We start from the raw sequence: 21,103 nt of genomic DNA on the forward strand, positions 1-21,103 counted from the left end.
GCCGCGCTGCCTTCGCTCGCCATTGTCATTGCCGGTATCATCCCCATCATTCTCATGACCTGGCGCGGAGCGCACTCCCATGGCTGAATTGATCCTCGATTCGGTTTCGCAGTCGTACGCCAAACGACAAATCATCGCCGACCTCACCTTCACGCTGCCGGAAGGCGCAATCGGCTGCCTGCTGGGCCCGTCGGGCTGCGGCAAGACCACGGCATTGCGCTGCATCTCCGGCTTCGAGCCGATCCAGAGCGGCGAAATCCGTATCGGCGGCGAAGTCGTCAGCCGTCCCGGCTGGATGCTGGCCGCCGAAAAACGCCGCATCGGCATGGTGTTCCAGGACTACGCGCTGTTCCCGCACCTCACCGTGGTGGGCAACGTCGGCTTCGGCCTGCGCAAGGAATCCGCGGCCGCGCGCCAGGCACGCATCGACGAGTTGCTCGCATTGGTCGGACTGACGGCCCACGCCGATCAGTATCCCCACCAGTTATCCGGCGGCCAGCAGCAGCGCGTCGCGCTGGCGCGCGCGCTGGCGCCACGGCCGCGCCTGATCCTGATGGACGAGCCGTTCTCCAACCTCGACGTGGAACTGCGCGAACGCCTGTCGATCGAGATACGCGACATCCTCAAGCGCGAAGCCACCACCGCGCTCATCGTCACCCACGACCAGCACGAAGCGTTTGCGCTGGCCGACTGGGTCGGCGTGATGCACCAGGGCCGCATCCAGCAATGGGATACGCCCTACAACCTGTATCACGAACCGGGCAACCGCTTCGTCGCCGATTTCGTCGGCCAGGGGGCGCTGGTTCCGGGAGAGGTGATCAACGACCATCAGGTGGAAATCGAGCTCGGCGTGCTGGAAGGACACATCCCGGTCGAGTGCGACGCCAGCGGCTGCGACGAATGCGTGCGCAGCTGCCACGTCGACGTGCTGCTGCGGCCGGACGACATCATCCACGACGACGACAGCCTGCTGCTGGCCGAGGTCGAAAACAAGGCCTTCCGCGGCGCCGACTTCCTCTACACGCTGAAACTGCCGAGCGGCCAGCACGCACTGTCGCTGGTGCCCTCGCATCACAACCACGCCATTGGCGAAAAGATCGGCATCAAGCTGGCGGTCGACCACGTCGTGGCGTTCCGACGCGAATAACCGCCCCCCATGCTGCCCTCTCCGCTGCGCGGCTTGATGTTCAATGTGGGGCTTGGCTTCACCTCCGCCCTGTTGCTGATGCTGGCGGTGATCGGGCTGGGGGTCACCCAGATGGAGCATCTGAACGCCGAGCTGGCCAATGTGGTTTCGGTCAACAACGTCAAGACCCGGCTGGCCTCGCGGATGCGCGACTCGATTCGCGACCGGCAGATGCTGATGCACAACATCGTGATCTCCAACGATCCCTGGGAAAAAGACGCGCTCTTCATGCTGTTCCAGGATTACGGCGAACGCTACGCCAAGGACCGCGGCCAGCTCGGCACCATGCTCAGCACGCCGGACGAGAAACTGCTGATGGACGAACTTGACGTCCTCACGTCCTTCAACCAGCCGATCATGTTCAACGTGGTCCAGGCGGCCCTCGACGAGAACAATTACGCCGCCCTCAAGCAGTTGCAGGAGGAAGCCATTCCCCTGCAAAACGAGCTGATGGAGTCGCTCAACAACATGACCAGCCTGCAGCGCGAGGCCAACGAAGCGGCGCTCGGCAAAACCTTCACCGCCTATCAGGCCACCCGCAACCTGATGCTGGTGCTGGGCATCAGCGCTACCCTGCTGGCAATCCTGGTTGCGGTACTGGTCAGCCGCCGCATGCTGACGCAGACGCGCCAGCTCGAAACCGAAAAGCAAAAATACCAGACCCTGTTCGAGAGCAACTCCGACGCCGTCGTCATTCTCGACGATCAGGGCTTCACCGACTGCAACCCCGCCACGCTATCGCTGTTCGGCATGGATTCGGTTGCCACCTTCCTCGGCAGCTCCATTTCCCAGCTTGGCACCCCGCTCCAGGCCCATGGCATGAGCGCCCACGATCACGCCATGCAGGCGATCCGCCAGGCACGCAGCCAGGGACATGCGGTGATGGACTGGCAGGGGCTGCGCCAGGACGGCTCGGTGTTCTCGGCCGAGATCGCCATGCACGCGATGCAACTGGAAGGCAGGCCGGTGATCCAGGCGATCATGCGCGACGTGTCCGAACGCCGCGCCGCCGAGGCCGCCAAGGAAGCGGCGCGCGAAGCCGCCCTGCAAATGGCGCATGCCAAATCGGGCTTCATCGCCAACGTCAGCCATGAAATCCGCACCCCCATGCACGGCATTCTGGGGATGAGCGGATTGCTGCTGAAAACCCCGCTCGACGGACAACAGCGCGAATACGTGGCGACCCTGAAAAGCTCGGCGGAAGGTCTGCTTACCATCATCAACGACATCCTCGACTTTTCCAAAATCGAGGCCGGCAAACTGGCCATCGAACAGGTCGCCTTCTCGCCCGCAGCGCTGGCCCAGGGGGTGGCCACGCTGTTTCAGGCGCGCGCACTGGAAAAGAACCTGCACCTGAGGCTGACCCTGCCCGATGCTCCGCCCGCCGCCCTGCTCGGCGACCCTACGCGCATCCGCCAGATCCTGCTCAACCTGGTCGACAACGCCATCAAGTTCACACACCAGGGCGAAGTCGAGTTGCGCGCGGCCTTCGAGACGGTGGAAGGTGCGGTCAATTGTCTGTTCACCGTCCGGGACAGCGGCATCGGCATGAGCGCCGAAACGCAGGCGCGCCTGTTCCAGGCCTTTTCACAAGCCGACTCGTCGACCACGCGGCGTTACGGCGGCACCGGCCTGGGGCTGGCTGTCAGCAGCCAGCTCGCTGAATTGATGGGTGGACAGCTCACGGTCGAGAGCGAACCCGGCACGGGCAGCCGCTTCACCCTGGCACTACGCCTGCAGGCAACGACGCTGCCGCTGGTTGAACTGCCGACGCAGCAGGCCGCCATCCAGCTGCAGGGCCGCATCCTGGTCGTGGAAGACCATCCGGTGAACCAGAAAATGCTGGCGCACCAGCTGCGCGAAATGGGCCTGCAATATGCCGTTGCCGCCAGCGGAGCGCAGGCGCTGGACATGCTGGAGAAGGAGACGTTCGACCTGGTGCTGATGGACTGGCAAATGCCGGAAATGGACGGCCTGGATGCCACCCGGCAGATCCGCCGGCTGCCGACCGACGTCCGCCATATTCCCGTCGTCGCGCTGACCGCCAATGCCAACGCCGATTTTCGCGAAATCTGCCTCGCCGCCGGAGCGAACGATTATCTGAGCAAGCCCTATACCGAGGCTGCGCTGGCGGCATTGCTGAAGCAGTGGCTGCCGCAAGCCGGGCCTGCCGCCCCCCGCGTTCCGCTGCTCGACCTGCCCGCCCTGCATGCGCGCTACCCCGGCAATCCGGGGCTGGTGAACGATCTGGCCACGGTCTTCGCCAGCACCACCGAAGCCAGCCTGGCGGCGCTGAAGCATGCAATCGGGCAAGGCCATGCCGAATCGTGCCGCAGGGAAGCCCATGCCCTGAAAGGCGCCGCAGCCAGCGTGATGGCCACGGCCATCCAGCAGGGTGCCGCGCGTATCGAGAGCAGCGTGCAAAGAGGCGATTTCGCCGGCGCCGCCGCCGAACTGGCGGTGCTGGAAAACACCTTTCGCAGGCATGCCTGAGCGCGCATTGACGCACGCGCCGCAGCGTGCGTAGGATGGAAAGATTACAGTCCAGGAGACACGCCATGATGCGCATCCTTTCATTCGTTCTCGCCTGGCTTTGCAGCCTGCCGGCGCTCGCTACCGAGCCGCCCGCCGCCCCTGTCGAGCGCGATCCGCAGGCCGCGCCAGCGCAAAGCTGGATCGGCGTCGAGCCCACGCCCTACGGCCCGATGCTGATCCAGCAGGCGTCACCCCCGCCTTATCGGGACTACCAGATGAATCGTATTTTGACGCCCGAGGAAAAGAAACGCTGGCGGCAGACGATGATGCCCATGATGGCCAACATGGCGCAGATGGATCCGCGCGAAGCGATGAACTATTTCGCCGTCAAATACAAGGCCAAACCGGGCGTATCGTTCGATGAAGTGGTCGAATCGATGATGCTGCGCGCCAACCAGGTGAACCTGAAGTTCGTTGGCAGCAATCTGATGTGGAAGGATTTTCAGACCGTCCTGGGAGACAACAACGCGCCGCGCGTCGAAGTGTTCAGCTTCTGCGACATTGCGATTGGCCGCGAATTGCTGAAGATCATTCCGGAAATGGTGGTTTTTCTTCCCTGTCGCATCGCGGTGATGGAAGACGCCGACAAGAACATCTGGGTGATGATGCTGGACTGGGATGTAACCGCGCTGCAGCTGATAGACAACCAGAAGGGCATCCCCGCGGAACTGCGCAAGGATGCCATCGAAATCCGCGAAAAGATGGAAAACGTGATGCGCGCCGGCGCCAACGGCGAACTTTGAGTTTCTCAACGCGCTGAATGTCGCTGCCCCGCCATCCGTTCGCCTCCACGACCTCGCTGGAACAAGGTTTTGCCGACGGACTGGCTGCGCTGCTGGAAAGGCATTCCACGCTGGGCGTCTACATCCTCGTGCTGGCCAATGCCGCCTACGACGCCCGCCTGTGGGCGCTGCTCGCGCCCGCCCTGTCGGCGCGCCATGCCGAACATGCCGCCGCCCTCACGGCGACGCTCCGGCACGGCCGGAAACTGAGCGAGCCGGACGACGACGTGCTGGTTTTTCTCAAGCTGCACGCCATCGGCTTTGCCCACCTGAGAACCATGGAAAACCGCCGTACCGGGCCTTGGGAGGTGATGTTCAACCCGCTACGCGCCCTGCGCCCGCCCCGCATCAGCAGGATGGAATTCGACAGCCTGCGGCGCCCTTTCGATGCGGCGGGCTTCCATTTCAACAAACCGTTTCTCGCCAAGGAAGTCTTCTGGGAAGGCGAACTGGCCGGCAGGCCGGCCCGCATCCTCTACAATAAGTTTCCCTTTGCCCGCCTGCACGGCCTGCTGGTGCCCGAGCCGCTGCGCCAGGCGCCGCAGTTCCTCGCACCGGAGCTGCACCGCTGGGCTTGGGATGTCTGCGCGCAATCCGGCGTGCCCGGCCTGTGCCTCGGCTACAACAGCTACGGCGCCGGCGCCTCGGTCAATCATCTGCATTTCCAGAGTTTCGTGCAGGCGGAGCCGCTGCCGGTGCAGCATGCGTGCTTTACCCATAACGGCGGCGACAGGCCCTATCCGCTGCCCTGCCAGCGCTTCACCGACCCCACCGAGGCCTGGCGCGAACTCGACCGGCTGCACCGGCAGAACACGCCCTACAACCTCATCTACAGCCAGGCTTGCCTGCACCTCGTCGCCCGCGTGCCGCAGGACAGCGAAAAACTGAGCGTCCAGTCGGCCGGCTACGGCTGGAGCGAAATGGCCGGCGCCGTCACGCTGTTCAGCCGGGAGGCGTTTGAAGGCTTGGGCGAGGCAGAGTTTGAAGCGGAACTGGCGAGGTTTGCGCCCTGAGCCGGGCGGCTCGCCGGAGTCTACAGCTCGATCACCTGCCCCTGCAGCAAGGCCTCCACGCCCCAATCCGGCGCCGCGGCGCGCAGTTCGTTCATGATCGCCGCCTCGTTGCCGGGCTTGAGGTGGGTGATCCAGACGTCCGGCCGCCCCTGCAACGCCTGCAACTCCGCCGCCAGCGAATCCGGCCAGTGATGCTTCGATGCCCGGGCAATGCCGGCCAGCGCGTTCTCGAACGAGGTTTCGATGATGAGGTGGCGCAGGTCGGGAATCGCGTTGAGGGCGGCGACGAAGGCGTCGCTGTGCGTGGTATCGCCGCTGAACGCCAGGCTGCCCGCTGCCGTCGCCAGATGGAGGCCGCACGCCGGCACCACGTGATTCGCCGGCAGCGGCCTGAGCGTGCGTCCCTGCAGGGTAAGCGCCGCGCCGAAATCCAGCGGAGAAAAGCGCAGCCACGGCGCCTCCGCACGCGGAATTTCGCGGAAATCCGGCCACAGCCGCCAGTTGAACAGGTGGTCGGACAACACCTCCAGCACCGCAGGCAGCGCATGCACCGTCACCGGCGTGCCGCGCAGGTCGCCGACGCTGTCGAGCAAGAGCGGCAGGCCCAGCACATGATCGAGGTGGGCATGGGTGAGGAACACATGGTCGATCTTCAGCAGCTGCTCGAAGTCGAGCGTGGTAAGGCCGCTGCCGGCGTCGATCAGCACGTCGTCGTCAACCAGCAGGCTGGTGGTGTGGCGCCCGCTGCCGATGCCGCCGCTGCAGCCCAATACGGTGAGTTTCATTGCTGTTTTGATCGTGGCTATTTGGTTGTGTAGACGAACACGCCGTCCCAGTCGGCCGGCGGCGGCTCGGTGCGGAAATGCGCGATGCGCTCAAGGTAGACATCGTACAGCGCGCGCGGCGCGCGGGCGTTGAGTGCGACGAGTGCCGCCTCGGCGGCGGCCCAGTCCTGCGCCTGGTAGCGCGCGAATGCGGCTTCGAAATCGGCGGCGTCCCGGCGCACCGGTTCGGCAAGCTCGGCGCCGAGTCCCAGCGGTTCGTAGATTGCCACCGGGTTTTCCTTGCCCTTGACGCGCACGTCGTCGACCTTCATGAAGGCGTGCGCCGGGTCGGCGTCGACCGTGGGCTGGGTGACCAGGATGCCGACGCCGTATTGCTTGGTGATGCCTTCGAGGCGCGAGCCGAGGTTCACCGCGTCGCCCATCACCGTGTAGGCCATGCGGAATTCGGAGCCCATGTTGCCGACGCTCATGCGCCCGCTGTTGACGCCGACGCCGATCTTGACTTCCGGCCAGCCGCGCGCGGCGAACTCCCGATTCAGTTGCGGCAGCGCAGCCTGCATGTCGAGCGCGGTCTGCACCGCGCGGCTGGCGTGGTCGCTCAGATCGACCGGCGCGTTCCAGAACGCCATGATGGCGTCGCCGATGTACTTGTCGATGGTGCCGCGCTGCTGCTGCACGATGCGCGTCATGGTCGACAGGTAGGCGTTGAGCACTTCGGCGAGCTCGGCTGGCGGCAGCTTTTCGGAGAAATTGGTGAAGCCGCGGATGTCGGAGAACAGCACCGTCATCTCGCGCGACTGTCCTTCCATCGTGTAATACGCGGGGTTCCGGCTCATTTCGGCCGCCAGTTCGGGCGGCACGTACTGGCCGAACAGCTTGGTGATCTGGCGCTTGCTGCGGGTGGCGGCAAAAAAACCGTAGGCGGTGTTGAGCGCATACAGGCCGAACAGCGTCAGCATCGGCGCCGCCATCGGCACCACCATGAAGCGCGACCATGCTGCGCCATAGGCGGCCAGCAGCAATGCCAGCAGCGCAATGCTGGCAGCCAGCCCGATGGCCGGCCCGAACCGCAGCAGCACCGCGGTCAGCAAGGCGCCCAGCAGCAGCACGGCGATCAGCCGCGCGTCGTCCGCCCACGGCGGCGTGGCGCGGGTGGCGCCGTCGAGCATGCCGGCGATCAGGTGGGCATGGATCTCGACTCCCGGAAAGGCGTTGGAAAATGGCGTCACGCGCAGGTCGGCCAGTCCCGGCGCGGTCGATCCCAGCAGCACGATGCGGTTTTCCAGCTGCTCCAGCGGCGCCTTGCCGTCCAGCACCCGGGCCGCCGAAATGTAGGGGAAAGGCGCACCGGAACGGTACGGCACATGCACGCTGCCGTCCGCGCTGAGCGGCACGCGAAGGCCGCCCACCTCCACCCACGGCGCAGCATACTGCCGCCCCAGCAAGGTCTGCCGGTCGACGCCGGCCTGGACCGGATCGCCGCCGAACGCCACCCGCAGGGTGGCGGCCGACAGCGCCAGGTAATAGCCCGCGCCATACGGGCTGACCAGATTCATCTGGCGCGCCGTGCCATCCGCATCGGCCCGCATGTTGAAAAACCCTGCGCCCTGGGCCGCGTTCTGGAAAACCGCCAGGTTCGCGCCGTAGCCCGTGGGCGGCGGCATACCCGGCCGCAGCGGCGCGAACGCCGCAGCTGGCAGGGAAGGCGGCGGCAACACGCCGCTTTTGGCCTCGCCGTAGCCCTGCGGAATGAAGTAATAGCCCAGCGACAGCGGGCGTTCGGCGAGCACCTGCGCGAAGCGGGCGTCGTAATCGAGGCGCGGCGCGAGCCGTTCGAGCGCCGCCCTGAAATCGCGGTTGCCGGCCAGATCGCGCTGCGCCAACTGTTGGAGGGTAACGAGCCCCGAACTCGTGTCCGGTTCGGCAAACACCACGTCGAAACCGACCGCCGCCACGCCATAGCGGTCGAACAGCTGCCCGACCAGCGCGCTCATGGTGTCGCGGCTCCACGGCCAGCGGCCGAGGCTTTTCAGGCTGGCCTCGTCGATGTCGAGGATGGCGATACGGTCGTCCGCCCCGGTGGGCGCGGTGCGCTTCAGCCAGGCGTCGTACAGCCAGGCCTCGGCGCGCTGCATCGGCGCGATGTGGATCAGTCCCGCGACATGCGCCGCTATCAGCAGCACAAACAGCGCAGACAGCCCGGCCTGCATCAGCCTGGATAAAACGCGCTTCACCGAATGCGATAGAAACGGTCGGCCAGTTCCTTGCCGCGAACGGCATCGAAACGCCCATCCACGGCTTCACCCAGCGCAGCGAGCCGCTCAGCCGGATGCGGGTGGGTTTTGTAGAGCAGGCTGGTGCGGTTGTCCTTGGCAGGCAGCCCCGCCATGTCCTGCAGCACGTCGGGCAGGCCCCACGGGGTATAGCCCGCGCGGGCGGCATACACGACGCCGATGCGATCGGCCTCGAATTCGGCATTCTTGTCGAGCCCGCGCGCCATGATTTCGGCGCCGTTGCCGATCAGGTTCTGCACCGCCTGATCGCTGTCCTTCGCCTTGCTGCTGGCGACCTGCCCCAGCGCGCCGATGAGGCTGGATTGTTTCAGCACCTTGAGATGATGCTTCTGGCTGACATGGGCGATTTCATGCCCCAGCACCCCGGCCAGTTCGGCCTCGTTGTTGAGACGCCGGTACAGGCCCTTGGTCACGAACACGTAGCCGCCGGGCGCCGCGAAGGCGTTGATGTCTTCGGTGTCGAGCACGCCGAAGTGCCAGCTAATGTCCTTGCGCCCGCTCTGCAGCGCCACCCAGTTGCCCACCAGATTGACGTAGCGTTGCAGTTTGTCGTCGCGCACCAGCGGCACCGCGCCCAGCAGGTTGCCCGAAATCTGCTTGCCGATGCGCGTTTCCTCTTCGGGGGTGTAGTCGCCGAACAGGGCAAACCCCAACTGCCGGGTATCGATTTTCTGTTTGGCCGGAGGCGGGGATGCGGCGGCGCCTTGCGCAGTTGCGGGCGCCTGGCCGGCGGCCGGCGCCGGCTGCTGCGCAGGCGCCGGCTGGCTTTGCTTGTCCTTGTTCAACTCCTGCTTGACGCGCTCCTCCAGCAATTTCCCCAGATCGAGCCCGGCGGACACCCCGCTGAAAGAAGCCAGCGACAACGCCAATACCATCAGCTTGATTCTCATCAGTTGCTCTCCCACGGCGACGACGCCTGCTGCGGTTTGGGTCCGGGCAAGCCCGGCACATTGACCGCGGCCAGGCCGGACTGGCCGGCAAAACTTCTGGCCTGTGCGGTCGTCGCCACCCAGCCATCCAGCCGCGCCAGTTCGTCGCCATTGAACTTGGCCTGCTTCAACTCTTCGTCATTCAGGCCGCGCAAGCCTGCCACCGCGACCACGCGGCTGGGGTCTGACTTGGTGGTGGCGGCGCCCACCACGTCGCCCAGCCCCGCGCCGCCGATCCCGCCCGCCCCGGCGCGCACCGACAGCAGGCGGATCCAGCCGGTGGTCTTGCCCGAGCTCACGCGCAGCCAGCCGCCCTGCTTGGCGAGGATGTCGACGCTGGCGCCTTTGGCCGCGCTTCCCGTCACCGTGGAGGTGGCACTGGGCTGACTGTAGAGCTTGTCGTTGCGCAAGACCGTGCCGGGCGCAGCCCAGGCGGCGGCTGCGGCAACGCACAGCGCCAGCGCGGCCGACGGAATCAAGAATATTTTCATCGTGCGTCCTCTCCGTATGAAGCAAAACTGTATGGCCTGGCACCCGATGGCGCAAGCGCCTGCGATGACGTTATGATGCCGCGATGAATTTTCTTGCGGCTTCCATCGAATCGCTCGGCGCCAAGGTCGCCGGCTGGTTCACCGTCGGCTACGGCATGTTCGCCTTCCTGGCCCAGGCCGGTTCGCTGCTGCTGGAACGCGCCACCTGGAACCGCGCCACCTTCGACGTGGTGGTGAAGCAGGTCTACTTTACCGCGGTGCAGATTCTGCATGTTTTCCTCGGCTACGCGCTGGTCATTTCGTGGCTCATCATCTCCATCATCCTGTCCACCGCGCGCGACTTCGGCCTCACCGAATTCGCCAGCGAAATGACCATCCGCGTGCTGGTGCTGGAACTGCTGCCCTTCCTCACTGCGCTCTTCATCGCACTGCGCTCCGGCAGCGCCATCAACACGGAAGTCGCGCTGATGCAGGTCAACAACGAATTGGATGCGCTGGCGCATTGCAAGGTTCCGCCGATGCAGTTCGAGTTCCTGCCGCGCCTGATCGGCGGCGTCATCTCGGTCGTCACCCTGGCAAGCCTCGCCGGCCTGCTCGCGCTGCTGATGGGCTACCTCGCGATTTACGGCATCAACACGGCGGGCTTCGCGCCTTTCACCCAGACCATCGCCAAGATCTTCGACTTCAAGATCATGGCCGGGCTGCTCGCCAAGTGTGCGCTGTTCGGGCTGGCCGTCACCCTGATCCCGGTCACCGCCGGCCTGGAAACGCCGAAAAAGCTCTTCATGGTTCCGGTCTCCGTGTTGCGCGGCATGATGCGGGTGTTCTTCGCGATCGTGGCGATCGAGGTGGTGTCATTAGCGCTCAAATACGTCTGATCCCGTTTGCCGACCGTACCGCGCTGCTGGCTGCGGCCGCCGCCCTGCCCGACGACGTGGCGCGCGTTGCGCCCGATCTGCCGCTGCGTGCCAACCTGTCCGCGCTCGACAACATCGCGCTGATCCCGCTTTATCAGCGCCATTACAGCGCAGTGGAATCGAACCGCCAGGCGCAGCAATTGCTGGCGCAGCTCGGCCATGCCGACATCGCGCCGCTGCGCGACCCCGACATGACGCCGGCGCAGCGCTTCATCGCCAAGCTGGCGCGCGCGCTCATCCTCGGGCGTCCCCGCCTGGTCATCGACCGCCCCGGCGCCATGCTTTACGATGTGCCCTACCCGGACTTCATCCGGCAACTGGCAGCGCAGCAGGAGATGGCCGGCACCTGGGAAATTTACGACTTCAGCTGGAACCAGGCTCTATACAACCAGGCACTTCATCCGGAATGAACAAACTGCATTTCAAAGTGGGATTGTTTGCGGCGGCCGCGCTGCTGCTGGCGGGCGCCTTCGTCGTTTATCTGCTGCATGCGCGCGGATTTTTCGAAGACACCTTCCACCTGCAACTGGCGGCGTCGAGCGCCGACGGCGTCGCACCCGGCGTGCCCATCGTGTTTTCCGGCATCGAAATCGGCCGCGTCACCGCGCTGGGCCTGAACGACGCCGGCGGCATCGTCATCCATGCCGAATTCCTCGGCCGCAACGCCAAATGGCTGAAGCAGGACAGCACCTTCACGCTGGACAAGCCCCTCGTCGGCGGCGCCAGGATCCGCGTCGACTCGCCCGACCTCGGCGCGCCCGCCCTGCCCGACAATTCCACCATGCTGCTGCTCACTTCCGACATCAGCAAGGAGATTCCGCTGCTGGTCGAACGGGTCAAGGCGATTCTGGCCAACGTCGAGCATCTCACCCGCAAGGATGGCGAAATCAACGCCACGCTGGCCAACGTGAAGACCGTGACCGGACGCATGACCGGCGAATACGGCGTGCTCGAAGGCGTGCTCGGCAGTCCCGAGAAAGCCCGCGCCGTCACCGATTCGCTCGACAAGACCCGCGCCCTCATCGGCAAGCTCGACAGCCTGGCCCTGAAGGTGGACAGCATGGCCGGCAAGACCGATCAATGGCTGTTTGCGCCCGGCGGCGTGGCCGAGCACACGCGCGAATCGCTGGCCCAGGTGCGGCTGATGCTGAACGATGCCCAATCCAGCCTGAAGCAGGCCGACGCCCTGATGACGAACGCGGTGGCGATTTCCGCCAACCTCAAGGACGGCACGCAGGATATCGCCAAACTGCGCGCGGAGATCGACGATGCGGTGCGCAAGGCCAACGCGCTGGTCAACGAGATCAACAGGAAATGGCCGTTCGCGCGCGATCCCGAGGTGAAACTGCCATGAAGACCCTGCTCGCGCTCGCCAGCCTGCTCGCGCTCGCCGCCTGCGGCAGCGGCGGCCCGCCGCCGCCCGACTGGAAAACCGATGCAGCCGACCTGATCGGACGCTACCAGAAGCATGCGCTGAGGGGCGAAAACAGCCTGGCCGAGCGCTATTTCCAGCAGGCCGTCGCCGCCACCGGCGGCGCCGGCCGCGTCGCCGAGACGGCGCGCCTGTGGCTGGTGCGCTGCGCCACCCGCCGCGCCATGCTGATCGACGATGCCTGCACCGAGTATGCCGAACTGGCGCCGCTCGAACCCAACGCCGCCGATCAGGTTTACTACCATTTCGTCACCCTGCGCTGGGAAGCCGTCGCAACGGCCCAGCTGCCCAGCCAGCACCGCGACCTGGTGAGCGCGGCAGCCGGCAAGCGGCACGAGGTGCTCGGCAGAATCGAGGATCCGCTGGCGCGTCTGCTCGATGCCAGCCTGCTGGTGATGCGCCGGGAAGCCGATGCCGCCACGCTGGCGCTGGCCGCGGAAACCGCTTCCGCCCAGGGCTGGCGGCAGCCCCTGCTGACCTACCTGAAGCTGCAGGAGAAACAGGCCGCGGCCCGGGGCGACACCGCTGAACAGGCCCGGCTTGCCAGACGCATCCAGCTGGTCGAGCAGAGCCTCGCGCCCGGCGACAAATAAAAGCCGCCTTCAAACGCGGGCCATCGTTACATTCCTCGACCGTATTCTTGCGCCGCATCGGGCGCCGACGCGGACGGCCCCGGCTTTGCGCGGCAACCGGGCGGGCATGCCTGCCGGGCCGCATTGACAAGCCTGCACGGCATGATTAACGTGCAGCCTCGGAGAATTTCTTCTTCGTACATACAAATAAGTTGCAACCCAACATTCAATCAATAAAGGAGGAGGTACCATGAAATACACGTCAATCGCACTGGCCGCCCTGGCAGTATTCGCCACCGCTGCGCACGCCGCACCCGCCATGATGTCCGCCGAGTGGACCGCGCAGGCTTGCGACGCCTGGAACAAGGACGCTGCCCTGACCGGCGGCCTGGGCGACAAGTGGATCAAGAACGACAAGGAGCGCGGCTACAAGATCATTCACCTGTACCGCACCGACTGCGGCGAGGCAACCCAGACGGAACTGAAGATCGTCCCCAAGGACGGCAAAGCCATGTGCGTCTACGGCGGCGCGGTGCAGAACGCCAAGATGGATCACGCGGTCGACTACACCATGCACGCCACCACCGAGCGCTGGAATGAAATGGGTGCGGGCGAATACGGCCCGATGAAGGCGATGATGTTTGGCCGCCTCAAGTTCACCGGCCCGAAAATGGAAGCCATGGGCGTGATGGGGCCATTCGAGGCCTTCCTGCGGCTGCCGGGGAAAATTCCCGGCGATCAGGCCTGCCCTGCCAAGTAAGCTTGCCGCAGTCGTAAAAAAGCCGGGAAGACCCCCGGCTTTTTTTTACGTCGCCACATCAGAGGATGTTGCCCGGCAAATGACCGGCAACCGGTTCGGCAGGATCCGCCGCCGTTCGCTCAGCTTGAAGGGGCCGCATTCACCAGCTTGGTGAGTAGCGAGGCCAGTCGGCGGGTTTCGGCATCCGTCAGCGACCGGCGCATCCAGTCGCCTATAACCGCGTGCAGTTCCGACATCGCCTTCTCCAGAACGGGCATCGCCTGAGCGGTGAGCGCGACGGGTTTGACGCGGCGGTCGGCATCCTGCATCGAGCGGGTGACCAGGCCCCGCGCTTCCAGTTGCCGCAATACCTTGGTCAGCCCGCCGGAGGTGATCAACACCGCGCGCTGAATCTCCGATGGCGTCAGCGCATGGGGCGGCGGGGTACGGCGCAGACTGGCCAGCACATCGAATTCAGCCGGACTCAAGCCGTTGGCGGCCATGATCTTGGTCGCACGGGAATGTTGCGCCGTGTAGGCCTGCGTAAGGGCGAGCCCCAATGGCAGCACCTGCGCATCGTAGGATTCGGGCCAGTGCTGGCGGTGCATATCGAGAGGATTGGCGATTCTGTCGGCCATTTCGGGAGGTTTGCTGATGGAGCGGTTACACGATTAATTATCTTGCTAGATAGATAATAATGCAATATGCTTTGTCGGTTGAAGCTGCTATCAATGCCAAGATCATAGATCATGCAGGCACGCCGTTTCGCCGCTCTGCTTCAGGCCCTGCAGCACGAATGAACGAATGCGCTCCATCCTATCCAACGTCCACCAAGGCCAAGACCGATGACTACCCGTCCCGAGCCCGCCCTCAACCCTCTCCAACAAGGATTATTCCTGTCCAAGCCGGCCGGCCTCGTGCTGCTGAGTGCCCTGTTGCTTGCGGCCTGCGGCGGCAAGACGGAACCTGGCGCCGCCCCCGCTGCCGCAGCCCCTGCCGTGACGGTGGTGACGGTGCAGCCCGAACCGGTGCCGGTGACAGCCGAACTGCCTGGGCGCACGTCGCCTTATCTGGTGGCCGAATTGCGGCCGCAGGTGAGCGGCATCGTCAAGCAGCGCCTGTTCAAGGAGGGCAGCGATGTCAAGGCGGGCCAGGTGCTGTACCGGATCGATCCGGCGACGTATCAGGCGGCCTACGACAGCGCCCGCGCCAATCTGGCGCGGGCCGAGGCGAATCTGGAGGTGGCGCGGCTGAAAGCCGGGCGCTACGCCGAACTGGTGAAGATCGAGGCGGTGAGCGCCCAGGCCAACGACGAAACGCAGGCCACGCAGAAACAGGCGCAAGCCGAAGTGGGCGCGGCGAAGGCGGCGCTCGACAAGGCGCGCGTCGATCTCGATTTCACCCGCGTCACTTCGCCCATCGCCGGCCGCATCGGGCGCTCGGCGGTGACCGCGGGCGCGCTGGTCACCGCGAACCAGGCCGCGGCGCTTGCCACCGTGCAACAACTCGATCCTATCTATGTCGACCTGACACAATCCAGCGCCGAGCTGCTGGGCCTGAAGCGCAGCCTCGATTCCGGCAGGCTGCAGCGCTCGGGGGGCGGCACGGTGCCGGTACAGCTGGTGCTGGAAGACGGCAGCCTCTACGGCGCCGCAGGCAGGTTGGCGTTCTCCGAGGTGACGGTCGACCAGGCCACTGGCAGCGTGACGCTGCGCGCGGTGTTCCCCAACCCCAGGGGCGAACTGCTGCCCGGCATGTATGTGCGCGCGCGGCTGACGCAGGGCGTGAACCGCGATGCCGTGCTGGTGCCGCACGCGGCGGTCAGCCGCACGCCGCGCGGCGAGGCGCAGGTGATGGTGGTGAACGGCGAGGCCAAGGTCGAGGCGCGCAGCGTCAAGGCGGAGCAATCGATCGGCGACAAATGGGTGGTGACCGGGGGCCTGGCTGCCGGCGACCGCGTCATCGTCGAAGGCTTGCAGAAGGTGAAACCGGGCGCACCGGTGCAGGCACAGGAAGCCGCCGCTGCAGCGGCGCCCGCAGCGGCAGCGGCGAAGTGAGGTAACGGACCATGGCCCGCTTTTTCATCGACCGGCCCATCTTCGCGTGGGTCATCGCCATCGTCATCATGCTCGCCGGCGGGCTGTCCATCCTGACGCTGCCGGTATCGCAGTATCCGGCCATCGCGCCGCCCACCGTCGCCATCAACGCCTTCTATCCCGGCGCCTCGGCGAAGACGGTGGAAGACTCCGTTACCCAGATCATCGAGCAGAAGATGACCGGGCTGGACAACCTGCTCTACATGAGCTCGTCGTCCGACTCCTATGGCCGCGCCACGACCACGCTGACCTTCGACGCCGGCACCGACCCCGACATCGCCCAGGTGCAGGTGCAGAACAAGCTGCAGATCGGCCTGCCGCTGCTGCCGCTGGCGGTGCAGCAGCAGGGTGTGCAGGTGGCGAAATCGACGCGCAACTTCCTCATGGTGCTCGGCTTCGTCGCCAAGGACGGCAGCCTGAGCCGGGAGGATCTCGCCGACTTCCTCACCGCCACGGTACAGGATCCGCTGTCGCGGGTGACCGGCGTCGGCGAGGTGCAGGTGTTCGGCGCCCAGTACGCCATGCGCATCTGGCTCGACCCGGCCAAGCTGACCAATTTCAAGCTCACCCCGGCCGACGTGCAGGCCGCGCTGCGGGCGCAGAACGCCCAGGTCTCGGCCGGCCAGCTCGGCGGCACGCCGGCGGTCAAGGGCCAGGGCTTCACGGCCTCGGTCACGGCGCAGAGCCGGCTGCAGACGGTGGAGCAGTTCGAGCAGATTCTGCTGCGCAGTTCGACGCAGGGCGGCGAAGTGCGCCTCAAGGACGTCGCCCGCGTCCAGATCGGCGCCGAGAACTACGGCATCGTCGGCCGCTACAACGGCCAGCCCGCCTCCGGCATCGGCATCAAGCTCGCCGCCGGCGCCAACGCGCTCGAAACGGCGGATGCGGTGCGCGCCAAGGTCGAGCAGATGAAGCCCTACTTCCCCGCCGGCATCGAGGTCGTGGTGCCTTACGACACCACGCCCTTCGTCAAACTCTCCATCATGGGCGTGGTGCAGACGCTGGCCGAAGCGATTCTGCTGGTGTTCCTGGTGATGTATCTGTTCCTGCAGAACTTCCGCGCCACCGTCATTCCGACCATCGCGGTGCCGGTGGTGCTGCTCGGCACCTTCGGCGTGATGGCGGCGTTCGGCTTCACGATCAACACCCTGACCATGTTCGGCCTGGTGCTGGCCATCGGCCTGCTGGTCGACGACGCCATCGTGGTGGTCGAGAACGTCGAGCGCGTGATGAGCGAGGAAGGCCTGTCGCCGAAGGAGGCGACCAGGAAATCGATGCGCCAGATCACCGGCGCGCTGGTCGGCATCGGCCTGGTGCTGTCGGCCGTGTTCATTCCGATGGCCTTCTTCGGCGGCTCCACCGGCGTCATCTACCGCCAGTTCTCGATCACCATCGCGGCGGCGATGGGGCTGTCGGTTCTGGTGGCGATCGTGTTCACGCCGGCGCTGTGCGCAACCATGCTGAAGCCGATCGAAAAGGGCCATGGGCACGGCGAGGGGGGCTGGTTCGCCGGCTTCTTCCACTGGTTCAACCGCGCGTTCGCCCGCAACACCGCGCGCTACGAATCGGCTGTCGGCAAGATCCTGCAGCGCAGCTTCCGTTTCCTGGCGATCTACGCCGCGATCATCGGCGTGCTGGCGCTGCTGTTCATGCGCATGCCGACTTCCTTCCTGCCGGAGGAGGACCAGGGCGTGATGTTCACCCAGATCATGCTGCCGGCCGGTGCGACCCAGGAGCGCACCGTCGAGGTGCTGAAGAAAGTCGAGCATCATTTCCTCGTCAACGAGAAGGACAACGTAAAGTCGATCTTCACCGCAGCCGGCTTCAGCTTCGGCGGCAGCGGCCAGAACATGGGCCTCGGCTTCGTCGGCATGAAGGACTGGGACGAACGCCATGAGCCGGGGCAGGACGTGAAATCGGTCGCCGGCCGCGCGATGGCTGCGTTCTCGCAAATCCGCGAAGCGATGGTGTTCGCCTTCGTGCCGCCGGCGGTGATCGAACTCGGCACCGCGAGCGGATTCAACGTCCAGCTGCAGGATCGCGCCGGCCTCGGCCACGACGCGCTGATCGCGGCGCGCAACCAGTTCCTCGGCATGGCGGCGCAGGACAAGCGCCTGGTGGGCGTGCGTCCGAACGGCCAGGACGATGTCGCCGAATACCAGCTCGACATCGACCATGCCAAGGCGGGCGCGCTCGGCGTGGCGGTGGCGGACATCAACGACACCCTCGCCACCGCCTGGGGCGGCACCTACGTCAACGACTTCATCGACCGCGGCCGCATCAAGAAGGTGTATCTGCAGGCCGACGCCGAGGCGCGCATGAAGCCGGAGGATCTGGCCAAATGGTACGTGCGCAACAAGCAGGGCGACATGGTGCCGCTGTCGGCGTTCACGACCGCGCACTGGACCTACGGCTCGCCGCGGCTGGAGCGCTACAACGGCCAGCCGTCGGTCGAGCTGCAGGGCCAGGCCGCGCCCGGCCTGTCGTCGGGCGAGGCTATGGCGGTCGTCGAGGAACTCATCGCCAAGCTGCCGCCCGGCATCGGCTACGAATGGACCGGCACCTCGTTCGAGGAGCGGCGCAGCGGCTCGCAGGCACCGGCGCTGTATGCGCTGTCGCTGCTGGTGGTGTTCCTGTGCCTGGCGGCGCTCTATGAAAGCTGGTCGGTGCCGTTTGCGGTGATGCTGGTGGTGCCGCTCGGCGTGCTCGGCGCGCTGCTCGCCGCGACCGGGCGCGGCCTGTCGAACGACGTCTATTTCCAGGTCGGCCTGCTGGCCACCATCGGCCTGTCGTCGAAGAACGCCATCCTGATCGTGGAATTCGCCAAGGCGCAGATGGAACAGGAAGGCAAGGATCTGATCGCGGCAACGCTGGAGGCGGTACGCATGCGGCTGCGCCCGATCCTGATGACCTCGCTCGCCTTCGGCCTCGGCGTGCTGCCGCTGGCGATCGCCACCGGCGCCGGCTCGGGCAGCCAGAACGCGATCGGCACCGGAGTGCTCGGCGGCACCATCGCCGGCACCCTGCTCGGTCTCTTCTTCATCCCGCTGTTCTACGTGGTGATCAAGCGGATATTCAAGGACAAGCCGCAGGCGGCGGGCGCCGCCCCCGCTGCCGCCCCGCTGGAGGCCGAATGATGTTCCCGTTACGCACCCTGACCGTCGCCCTCGCCGCCGCCCTGGCGAGCGCCTGCAGCCTGATCCCGGATTACCAGCGGCCCGCGGCGCCGGTGCCGGCAAGCTTTCCTGACGCCGCGCAGGCTGCGGCGGCAACGCCGGCGGCCGATGCCATCGCCTGGCGCGATTACTTCGCCGATGCCCGCCTGCGCGAGGTGATCGCGCTGGCACTCGCCAACAACCGCGATCTGCGGGTCGCCGCGCTCAACATCGAGAAGGCGCGCGCGCAGTACCGCATCCAGCGCGCCGACCTGTTCCCTGCGATCGGCGCCAGCGGCAGCCAGAACGCACAGCGTCTGCCAGGCGATCTGACCTCCGGCGGCGAGGCCGACGTCACCCGCCAGTACAGCGCCACGATAGGCTTTGCTGCCTACGAACTGGATTTCTTCGGCCGCATTCGCAGCCTCAATGCGCAGGCGCTGGAGCTTTACCTTGGCACCGAGGAAGCGCGCCGCAGTGCGCAGATCAGCCTGGTGGCGGAAGTCGCCAACGCCTGGCTGATCCTCGCTGCCGACCGCGAGCGCCAGGCGCTGGCGCGCAGCACCTATGAAACTCGGCAAAAATCCTACGATCTGACCCGCCGCAGCTTCGAAGCCGGCGCGGTCTCGGCGCTCGATCTGCACCAGTCACAGACGCTACTGGAAAGCGCCCGCGCCGACGTTGCGCGTTACCGCACCTTCGTCGCGCAGGACGAGAACGCGCTCGCACTCGTCGCCGGCGCCCCGGTGCCCGCCGAACTGCTGCCCGCCACGCTCACCGACAGTGTCAGCGCGGTAGCCGAATTGCCGGCCGGCATCCCTTCCGACGTGCTCGCCCGCCGCCCCGATATCCTGCAGGCCGAACGCGCGCTGCGTGCGGCCAATGCCAGCATCGGCGCCGCCCGCGCAGCCTTCTTTCCACGCATCACGCTGACCGCCGCGGGCGGCAGCGCAAGCAACACGCTGGACGGACTGTTCGGCAGCGGTTCCGGCACCTGGAGCTTCGTGCCGCAGATCCGCATCCCGATTTTCGAGGCCGGCCGGCTGCAGGCGAACCTGGACGTCTCCACGGTGCAGCGCGACATCAACGTCGCCCAGTACGAGAAGGCCATCCAGAGCGCGTTCCGCGAAGTGGCCGATGCCCTCGCCGAACGCGCCACCCTCGCCGAGCAGCTCGACGCGCGGCGGCGCCTGGTCGAGGCCACCGCAGCCGGCTTTCGCCTGTCGGAAGCGCGCTACAAGGGCGGCGTCGACAGCTACCTCGGACTGCTCGACGCGCAGCGTGCACTCTACGGCGCCGAACTGGATCTGATTGGCGTGCGCCTGTCCGAGGCCGCGAATCGCGTGGCGCTGTACAAGGCGCTGGGCGGCGGCTGGCAGTAAGTTCGGTCCTCGCCAGCGCCGTCGTGCCCGGCTCATGCCGGTGCGCCCCGCACATGCGCGCCGTCGCGAATGCGGCCCCCATCCTGTGCCGAAAGGAGTTCGACATGAAACGACTGCCCAGCTACTTCCTGTCCCACGGCGGCGGCCCGTGGCCGTATCTAACGGGCGAGTTCCGCGCGCACTATCGCCTGCTCGAAGCGTCGCTGCAGGCGCTGGCGCGGGAACTCGGCGCCAAGCCGCGCGCGGTCCTGATGGTGTCGGGCCACTGGGAGGCGAGCGAATTCGCCGTGATGGCGAGCCCGCGCCCGCCCATGGTCTACGACTATTACGGATTTCCGGAGCACACCTACCATGTCCGCTACGACGCGCCCGGCTCGCCCGAACTGGCCGGCCGCGTGAAGGGCCTGCTCGAAGCGGCGGGGCTCGGCGCCCGGCTCGATGCGAACCGCGGCTTCGATCACGGCTGCTTCACCCCGATGGCCGTGATGTATCCGGAAGCCGACGTCCCCGTCGTGCAGCTATCGCTGAAGACCGGCTACGACCCGCAAACCCATCTTGCTGCAGGCCGGGCGCTCGCGCCCCTGCGCGACGAAGGCATATTGATCGTCGGCAGCGGCTTGAGCTATCACAATCTGCGGGAGTTCGGCGAGCAGGCCAAGACGGCATCGGAGGCATTCGATGAGTGGCTGCAGGAGACCCTCGTGCGCACGCCGCCGGGCCAGCGTTCGCAACGCCTGCTGCAATGGGAACACGCGCCGTCGGCCCGGCGCGCCCATCCGCAGGCAGACCACCTGA

At 66.1% G+C, this 21,103-nt stretch carries 18 protein-coding genes; 13 read left to right on the forward strand and 5 right to left on the reverse strand.

The genetic code is table 11. The features are described 5' to 3' along the window. The first annotated feature begins 79 nt into the window (after nt 1-79). The 4 genes from BGO62_RS11210 (at nt 80) to BGO62_RS11225 (ending at nt 5,516) form a co-directional block, all read left to right on the forward strand. A complete protein-coding gene (locus BGO62_RS11210) occupies nt 80-1,147 on the forward strand; it encodes an ABC transporter ATP-binding protein (protein WP_296642380.1) in 1,068 nt (355 codons plus the stop codon). Nucleotides 1,148-1,156: 9 nt separating this feature from the next. Next, on the forward strand, nt 1,157-3,679 hold the full coding sequence (locus BGO62_RS11215) for a response regulator (protein ID WP_296642382.1): 2,523 nt from the start codon (nt 1,157-1,159) through the stop codon (nt 3,677-3,679). A gap of 65 nt (nt 3,680-3,744) precedes the next feature. Continuing rightward, a complete protein-coding gene (locus tag BGO62_RS11220) occupies nt 3,745-4,464 on the forward strand; it encodes a DUF302 domain-containing protein (protein WP_296642383.1) in 720 nt (239 codons plus the stop codon). 17 nt (nt 4,465-4,481) lie between these two features. Then, on the forward strand, nt 4,482-5,516 hold the full coding sequence (locus BGO62_RS11225; RefSeq protein ID WP_296642385.1) for a hypothetical protein: 1,035 nt from the start codon (nt 4,482-4,484) through the stop codon (nt 5,514-5,516). A 20-nt stretch (nt 5,517-5,536) separates the two neighbouring features. On the opposite strand, the gene BGO62_RS11230 is transcribed toward BGO62_RS11225, so the two are convergent. From BGO62_RS11230 to BGO62_RS11245, 4 genes are read right to left on the reverse strand one after another with little or no spacing between them, the layout of a single operon-like run. Continuing rightward, the gene (locus BGO62_RS11230) at nt 5,537-6,301 is read right to left on the reverse strand and encodes a 3',5'-cyclic-nucleotide phosphodiesterase (RefSeq protein ID WP_296642386.1); all 765 of its coding nucleotides are present in this window, start codon (nt 6,299-6,301) and stop codon (nt 5,537-5,539) included. 17 nt (nt 6,302-6,318) lie between these two features. Next, a complete protein-coding gene (locus BGO62_RS11235; RefSeq protein WP_296642388.1) occupies nt 6,319-8,535 on the reverse strand; it encodes an adenylate/guanylate cyclase domain-containing protein in 2,217 nt (738 codons plus the stop codon). Next, nucleotides 8,532-9,485, reverse strand: a complete 954-nt coding sequence (locus BGO62_RS11240; RefSeq protein WP_296642390.1) for a M48 family metalloprotease — start codon at nt 9,483-9,485, stop codon at nt 8,532-8,534. The genes BGO62_RS11235 and BGO62_RS11240 overlap by 4 nt, the downstream gene beginning before the upstream one ends. Further along, nucleotides 9,485-10,015, reverse strand: coding sequence for an SH3 domain-containing protein (locus tag BGO62_RS11245; protein WP_296642392.1), 531 nt, complete (start codon nt 10,013-10,015; stop codon nt 9,485-9,487). The genes BGO62_RS11240 and BGO62_RS11245 overlap by 1 nt, the downstream gene beginning before the upstream one ends. 83 nt (nt 10,016-10,098) lie before the next feature. On the opposite strand from BGO62_RS11245, the gene BGO62_RS11250 reads away from it, so the two are divergent. The 5 genes from BGO62_RS11250 (at nt 10,099) to BGO62_RS11270 (ending at nt 13,696) form a co-directional block, all read left to right on the forward strand. Beyond that, entirely contained in the window at nt 10,099-10,893 is a 795-nt protein-coding gene (locus BGO62_RS11250) for an ABC transporter permease (RefSeq protein WP_296642395.1), read from the forward strand. A gap of 56 nt (nt 10,894-10,949) precedes the next feature. Continuing rightward, nucleotides 10,950-11,342, forward strand: a complete 393-nt coding sequence (locus BGO62_RS11255; RefSeq protein WP_296642398.1) for a hypothetical protein — start codon at nt 10,950-10,952, stop codon at nt 11,340-11,342. Next, the gene (locus tag BGO62_RS11260) at nt 11,339-12,286 is read left to right on the forward strand and encodes an MlaD family protein (protein ID WP_296642400.1); all 948 of its coding nucleotides are present in this window, start codon (nt 11,339-11,341) and stop codon (nt 12,284-12,286) included. Before BGO62_RS11255 ends, BGO62_RS11260 begins: the two co-directional genes overlap by 4 nt. After that, on the forward strand, nt 12,283-12,957 hold the full coding sequence (locus BGO62_RS11265; RefSeq protein WP_296642402.1) for a hypothetical protein: 675 nt from the start codon (nt 12,283-12,285) through the stop codon (nt 12,955-12,957). Before BGO62_RS11260 ends, BGO62_RS11265 begins: the two co-directional genes overlap by 4 nt. A gap of 229 nt (nt 12,958-13,186) precedes the next feature. Then, a complete protein-coding gene (locus BGO62_RS11270) occupies nt 13,187-13,696 on the forward strand; it encodes an SCP2 sterol-binding domain-containing protein (protein WP_296642404.1) in 510 nt (169 codons plus the stop codon). 119 nt (nt 13,697-13,815) lie between these two features. Here BGO62_RS11270 and BGO62_RS11275 read toward each other — a convergent pair whose 3' ends face one another. Next, nucleotides 13,816-14,313, reverse strand: coding sequence for a MarR family transcriptional regulator (locus tag BGO62_RS11275; RefSeq protein ID WP_296642406.1), 498 nt, complete (start codon nt 14,311-14,313; stop codon nt 13,816-13,818). Nucleotides 14,314-14,520: 207 nt separating this feature from the next. On the opposite strand from BGO62_RS11275, the gene BGO62_RS11280 reads away from it, so the two are divergent. From BGO62_RS11280 to BGO62_RS11295, 4 genes are all read left to right on the forward strand, one after another. Further along, nucleotides 14,521-15,732, forward strand: a complete 1,212-nt coding sequence (locus BGO62_RS11280; protein WP_296642408.1) for an efflux RND transporter periplasmic adaptor subunit — start codon at nt 14,521-14,523, stop codon at nt 15,730-15,732. An 11-nt stretch (nt 15,733-15,743) separates the two neighbouring features. Next, nucleotides 15,744-18,908 (forward strand): efflux RND transporter permease subunit, encoded by a 3,165-nt coding sequence (locus BGO62_RS11285; RefSeq protein WP_296642410.1) that lies wholly within the window; start codon nt 15,744-15,746, stop codon nt 18,906-18,908. Then, nucleotides 18,905-20,308 (forward strand): AdeC/AdeK/OprM family multidrug efflux complex outer membrane factor, encoded by a 1,404-nt coding sequence (gene adeC / locus BGO62_RS11290; RefSeq protein WP_296642411.1) that lies wholly within the window; start codon nt 18,905-18,907, stop codon nt 20,306-20,308. The genes BGO62_RS11285 and adeC overlap by 4 nt, the downstream gene beginning before the upstream one ends. Before the next feature lie 104 nt (nt 20,309-20,412). After that, nucleotides 20,413-21,103, forward strand: a 691-nt coding sequence (locus tag BGO62_RS11295; protein ID WP_296642414.1) for a class III extradiol ring-cleavage dioxygenase, incomplete at its 3' end; no start/stop codon positions are given.

The organism is Thiobacillus sp. 65-1402, assembly GCF_001897685.1.
Taxonomy (GTDB): domain Bacteria; phylum Pseudomonadota; class Gammaproteobacteria; order Burkholderiales; family Thiobacillaceae; genus Thiobacillus.

What these genes read in the sequence shown, in the direction of transcription:
- BGO62_RS11210 (WP_296642380.1), top strand. Translation starts at nt 80, where the DNA reads ATGGCTGAATTGATCCTCGATTCGGTTTCGCAGTCGTACGCCAAACGA.
- BGO62_RS11215 (WP_296642382.1), top strand. Translation starts at nt 1,157, where the DNA reads ATGCTGCCCTCTCCGCTGCGCGGCTTGATGTTCAATGTGGGGCTTGGC.
- BGO62_RS11220 (WP_296642383.1), top strand. Translation starts at nt 3,745, where the DNA reads ATGATGCGCATCCTTTCATTCGTTCTCGCCTGGCTTTGCAGCCTGCCG.
- BGO62_RS11225 (WP_296642385.1), top strand. Translation starts at nt 4,482, where the DNA reads ATGTCGCTGCCCCGCCATCCGTTCGCCTCCACGACCTCGCTGGAACAA.
- BGO62_RS11230 (WP_296642386.1), bottom strand. Translation starts at nt 6,301, where the DNA reads ATGAAACTCACCGTATTGGGCTGCAGCGGCGGCATCGGCAGCGGGCGC.
- BGO62_RS11240 (WP_296642390.1), bottom strand. Translation starts at nt 9,485, where the DNA reads ATGAGAATCAAGCTGATGGTATTGGCGTTGTCGCTGGCTTCTTTCAGC.
- BGO62_RS11245 (WP_296642392.1), bottom strand. Translation starts at nt 10,015, where the DNA reads ATGAAAATATTCTTGATTCCGTCGGCCGCGCTGGCGCTGTGCGTTGCC.
- BGO62_RS11250 (WP_296642395.1), top strand. Translation starts at nt 10,099, where the DNA reads ATGAATTTTCTTGCGGCTTCCATCGAATCGCTCGGCGCCAAGGTCGCC.
- BGO62_RS11260 (WP_296642400.1), top strand. Translation starts at nt 11,339, where the DNA reads ATGAACAAACTGCATTTCAAAGTGGGATTGTTTGCGGCGGCCGCGCTG.
- BGO62_RS11265 (WP_296642402.1), top strand. Translation starts at nt 12,283, where the DNA reads ATGAAGACCCTGCTCGCGCTCGCCAGCCTGCTCGCGCTCGCCGCCTGC.
- BGO62_RS11270 (WP_296642404.1), top strand. Translation starts at nt 13,187, where the DNA reads ATGAAATACACGTCAATCGCACTGGCCGCCCTGGCAGTATTCGCCACC.
- BGO62_RS11275 (WP_296642406.1), bottom strand. Translation starts at nt 14,313, where the DNA reads ATGGCCGACAGAATCGCCAATCCTCTCGATATGCACCGCCAGCACTGG.
- BGO62_RS11280 (WP_296642408.1), top strand. Translation starts at nt 14,521, where the DNA reads ATGACTACCCGTCCCGAGCCCGCCCTCAACCCTCTCCAACAAGGATTA.
- BGO62_RS11285 (WP_296642410.1), top strand. Translation starts at nt 15,744, where the DNA reads ATGGCCCGCTTTTTCATCGACCGGCCCATCTTCGCGTGGGTCATCGCC.
- adeC (WP_296642411.1), top strand. Translation starts at nt 18,905, where the DNA reads ATGATGTTCCCGTTACGCACCCTGACCGTCGCCCTCGCCGCCGCCCTG.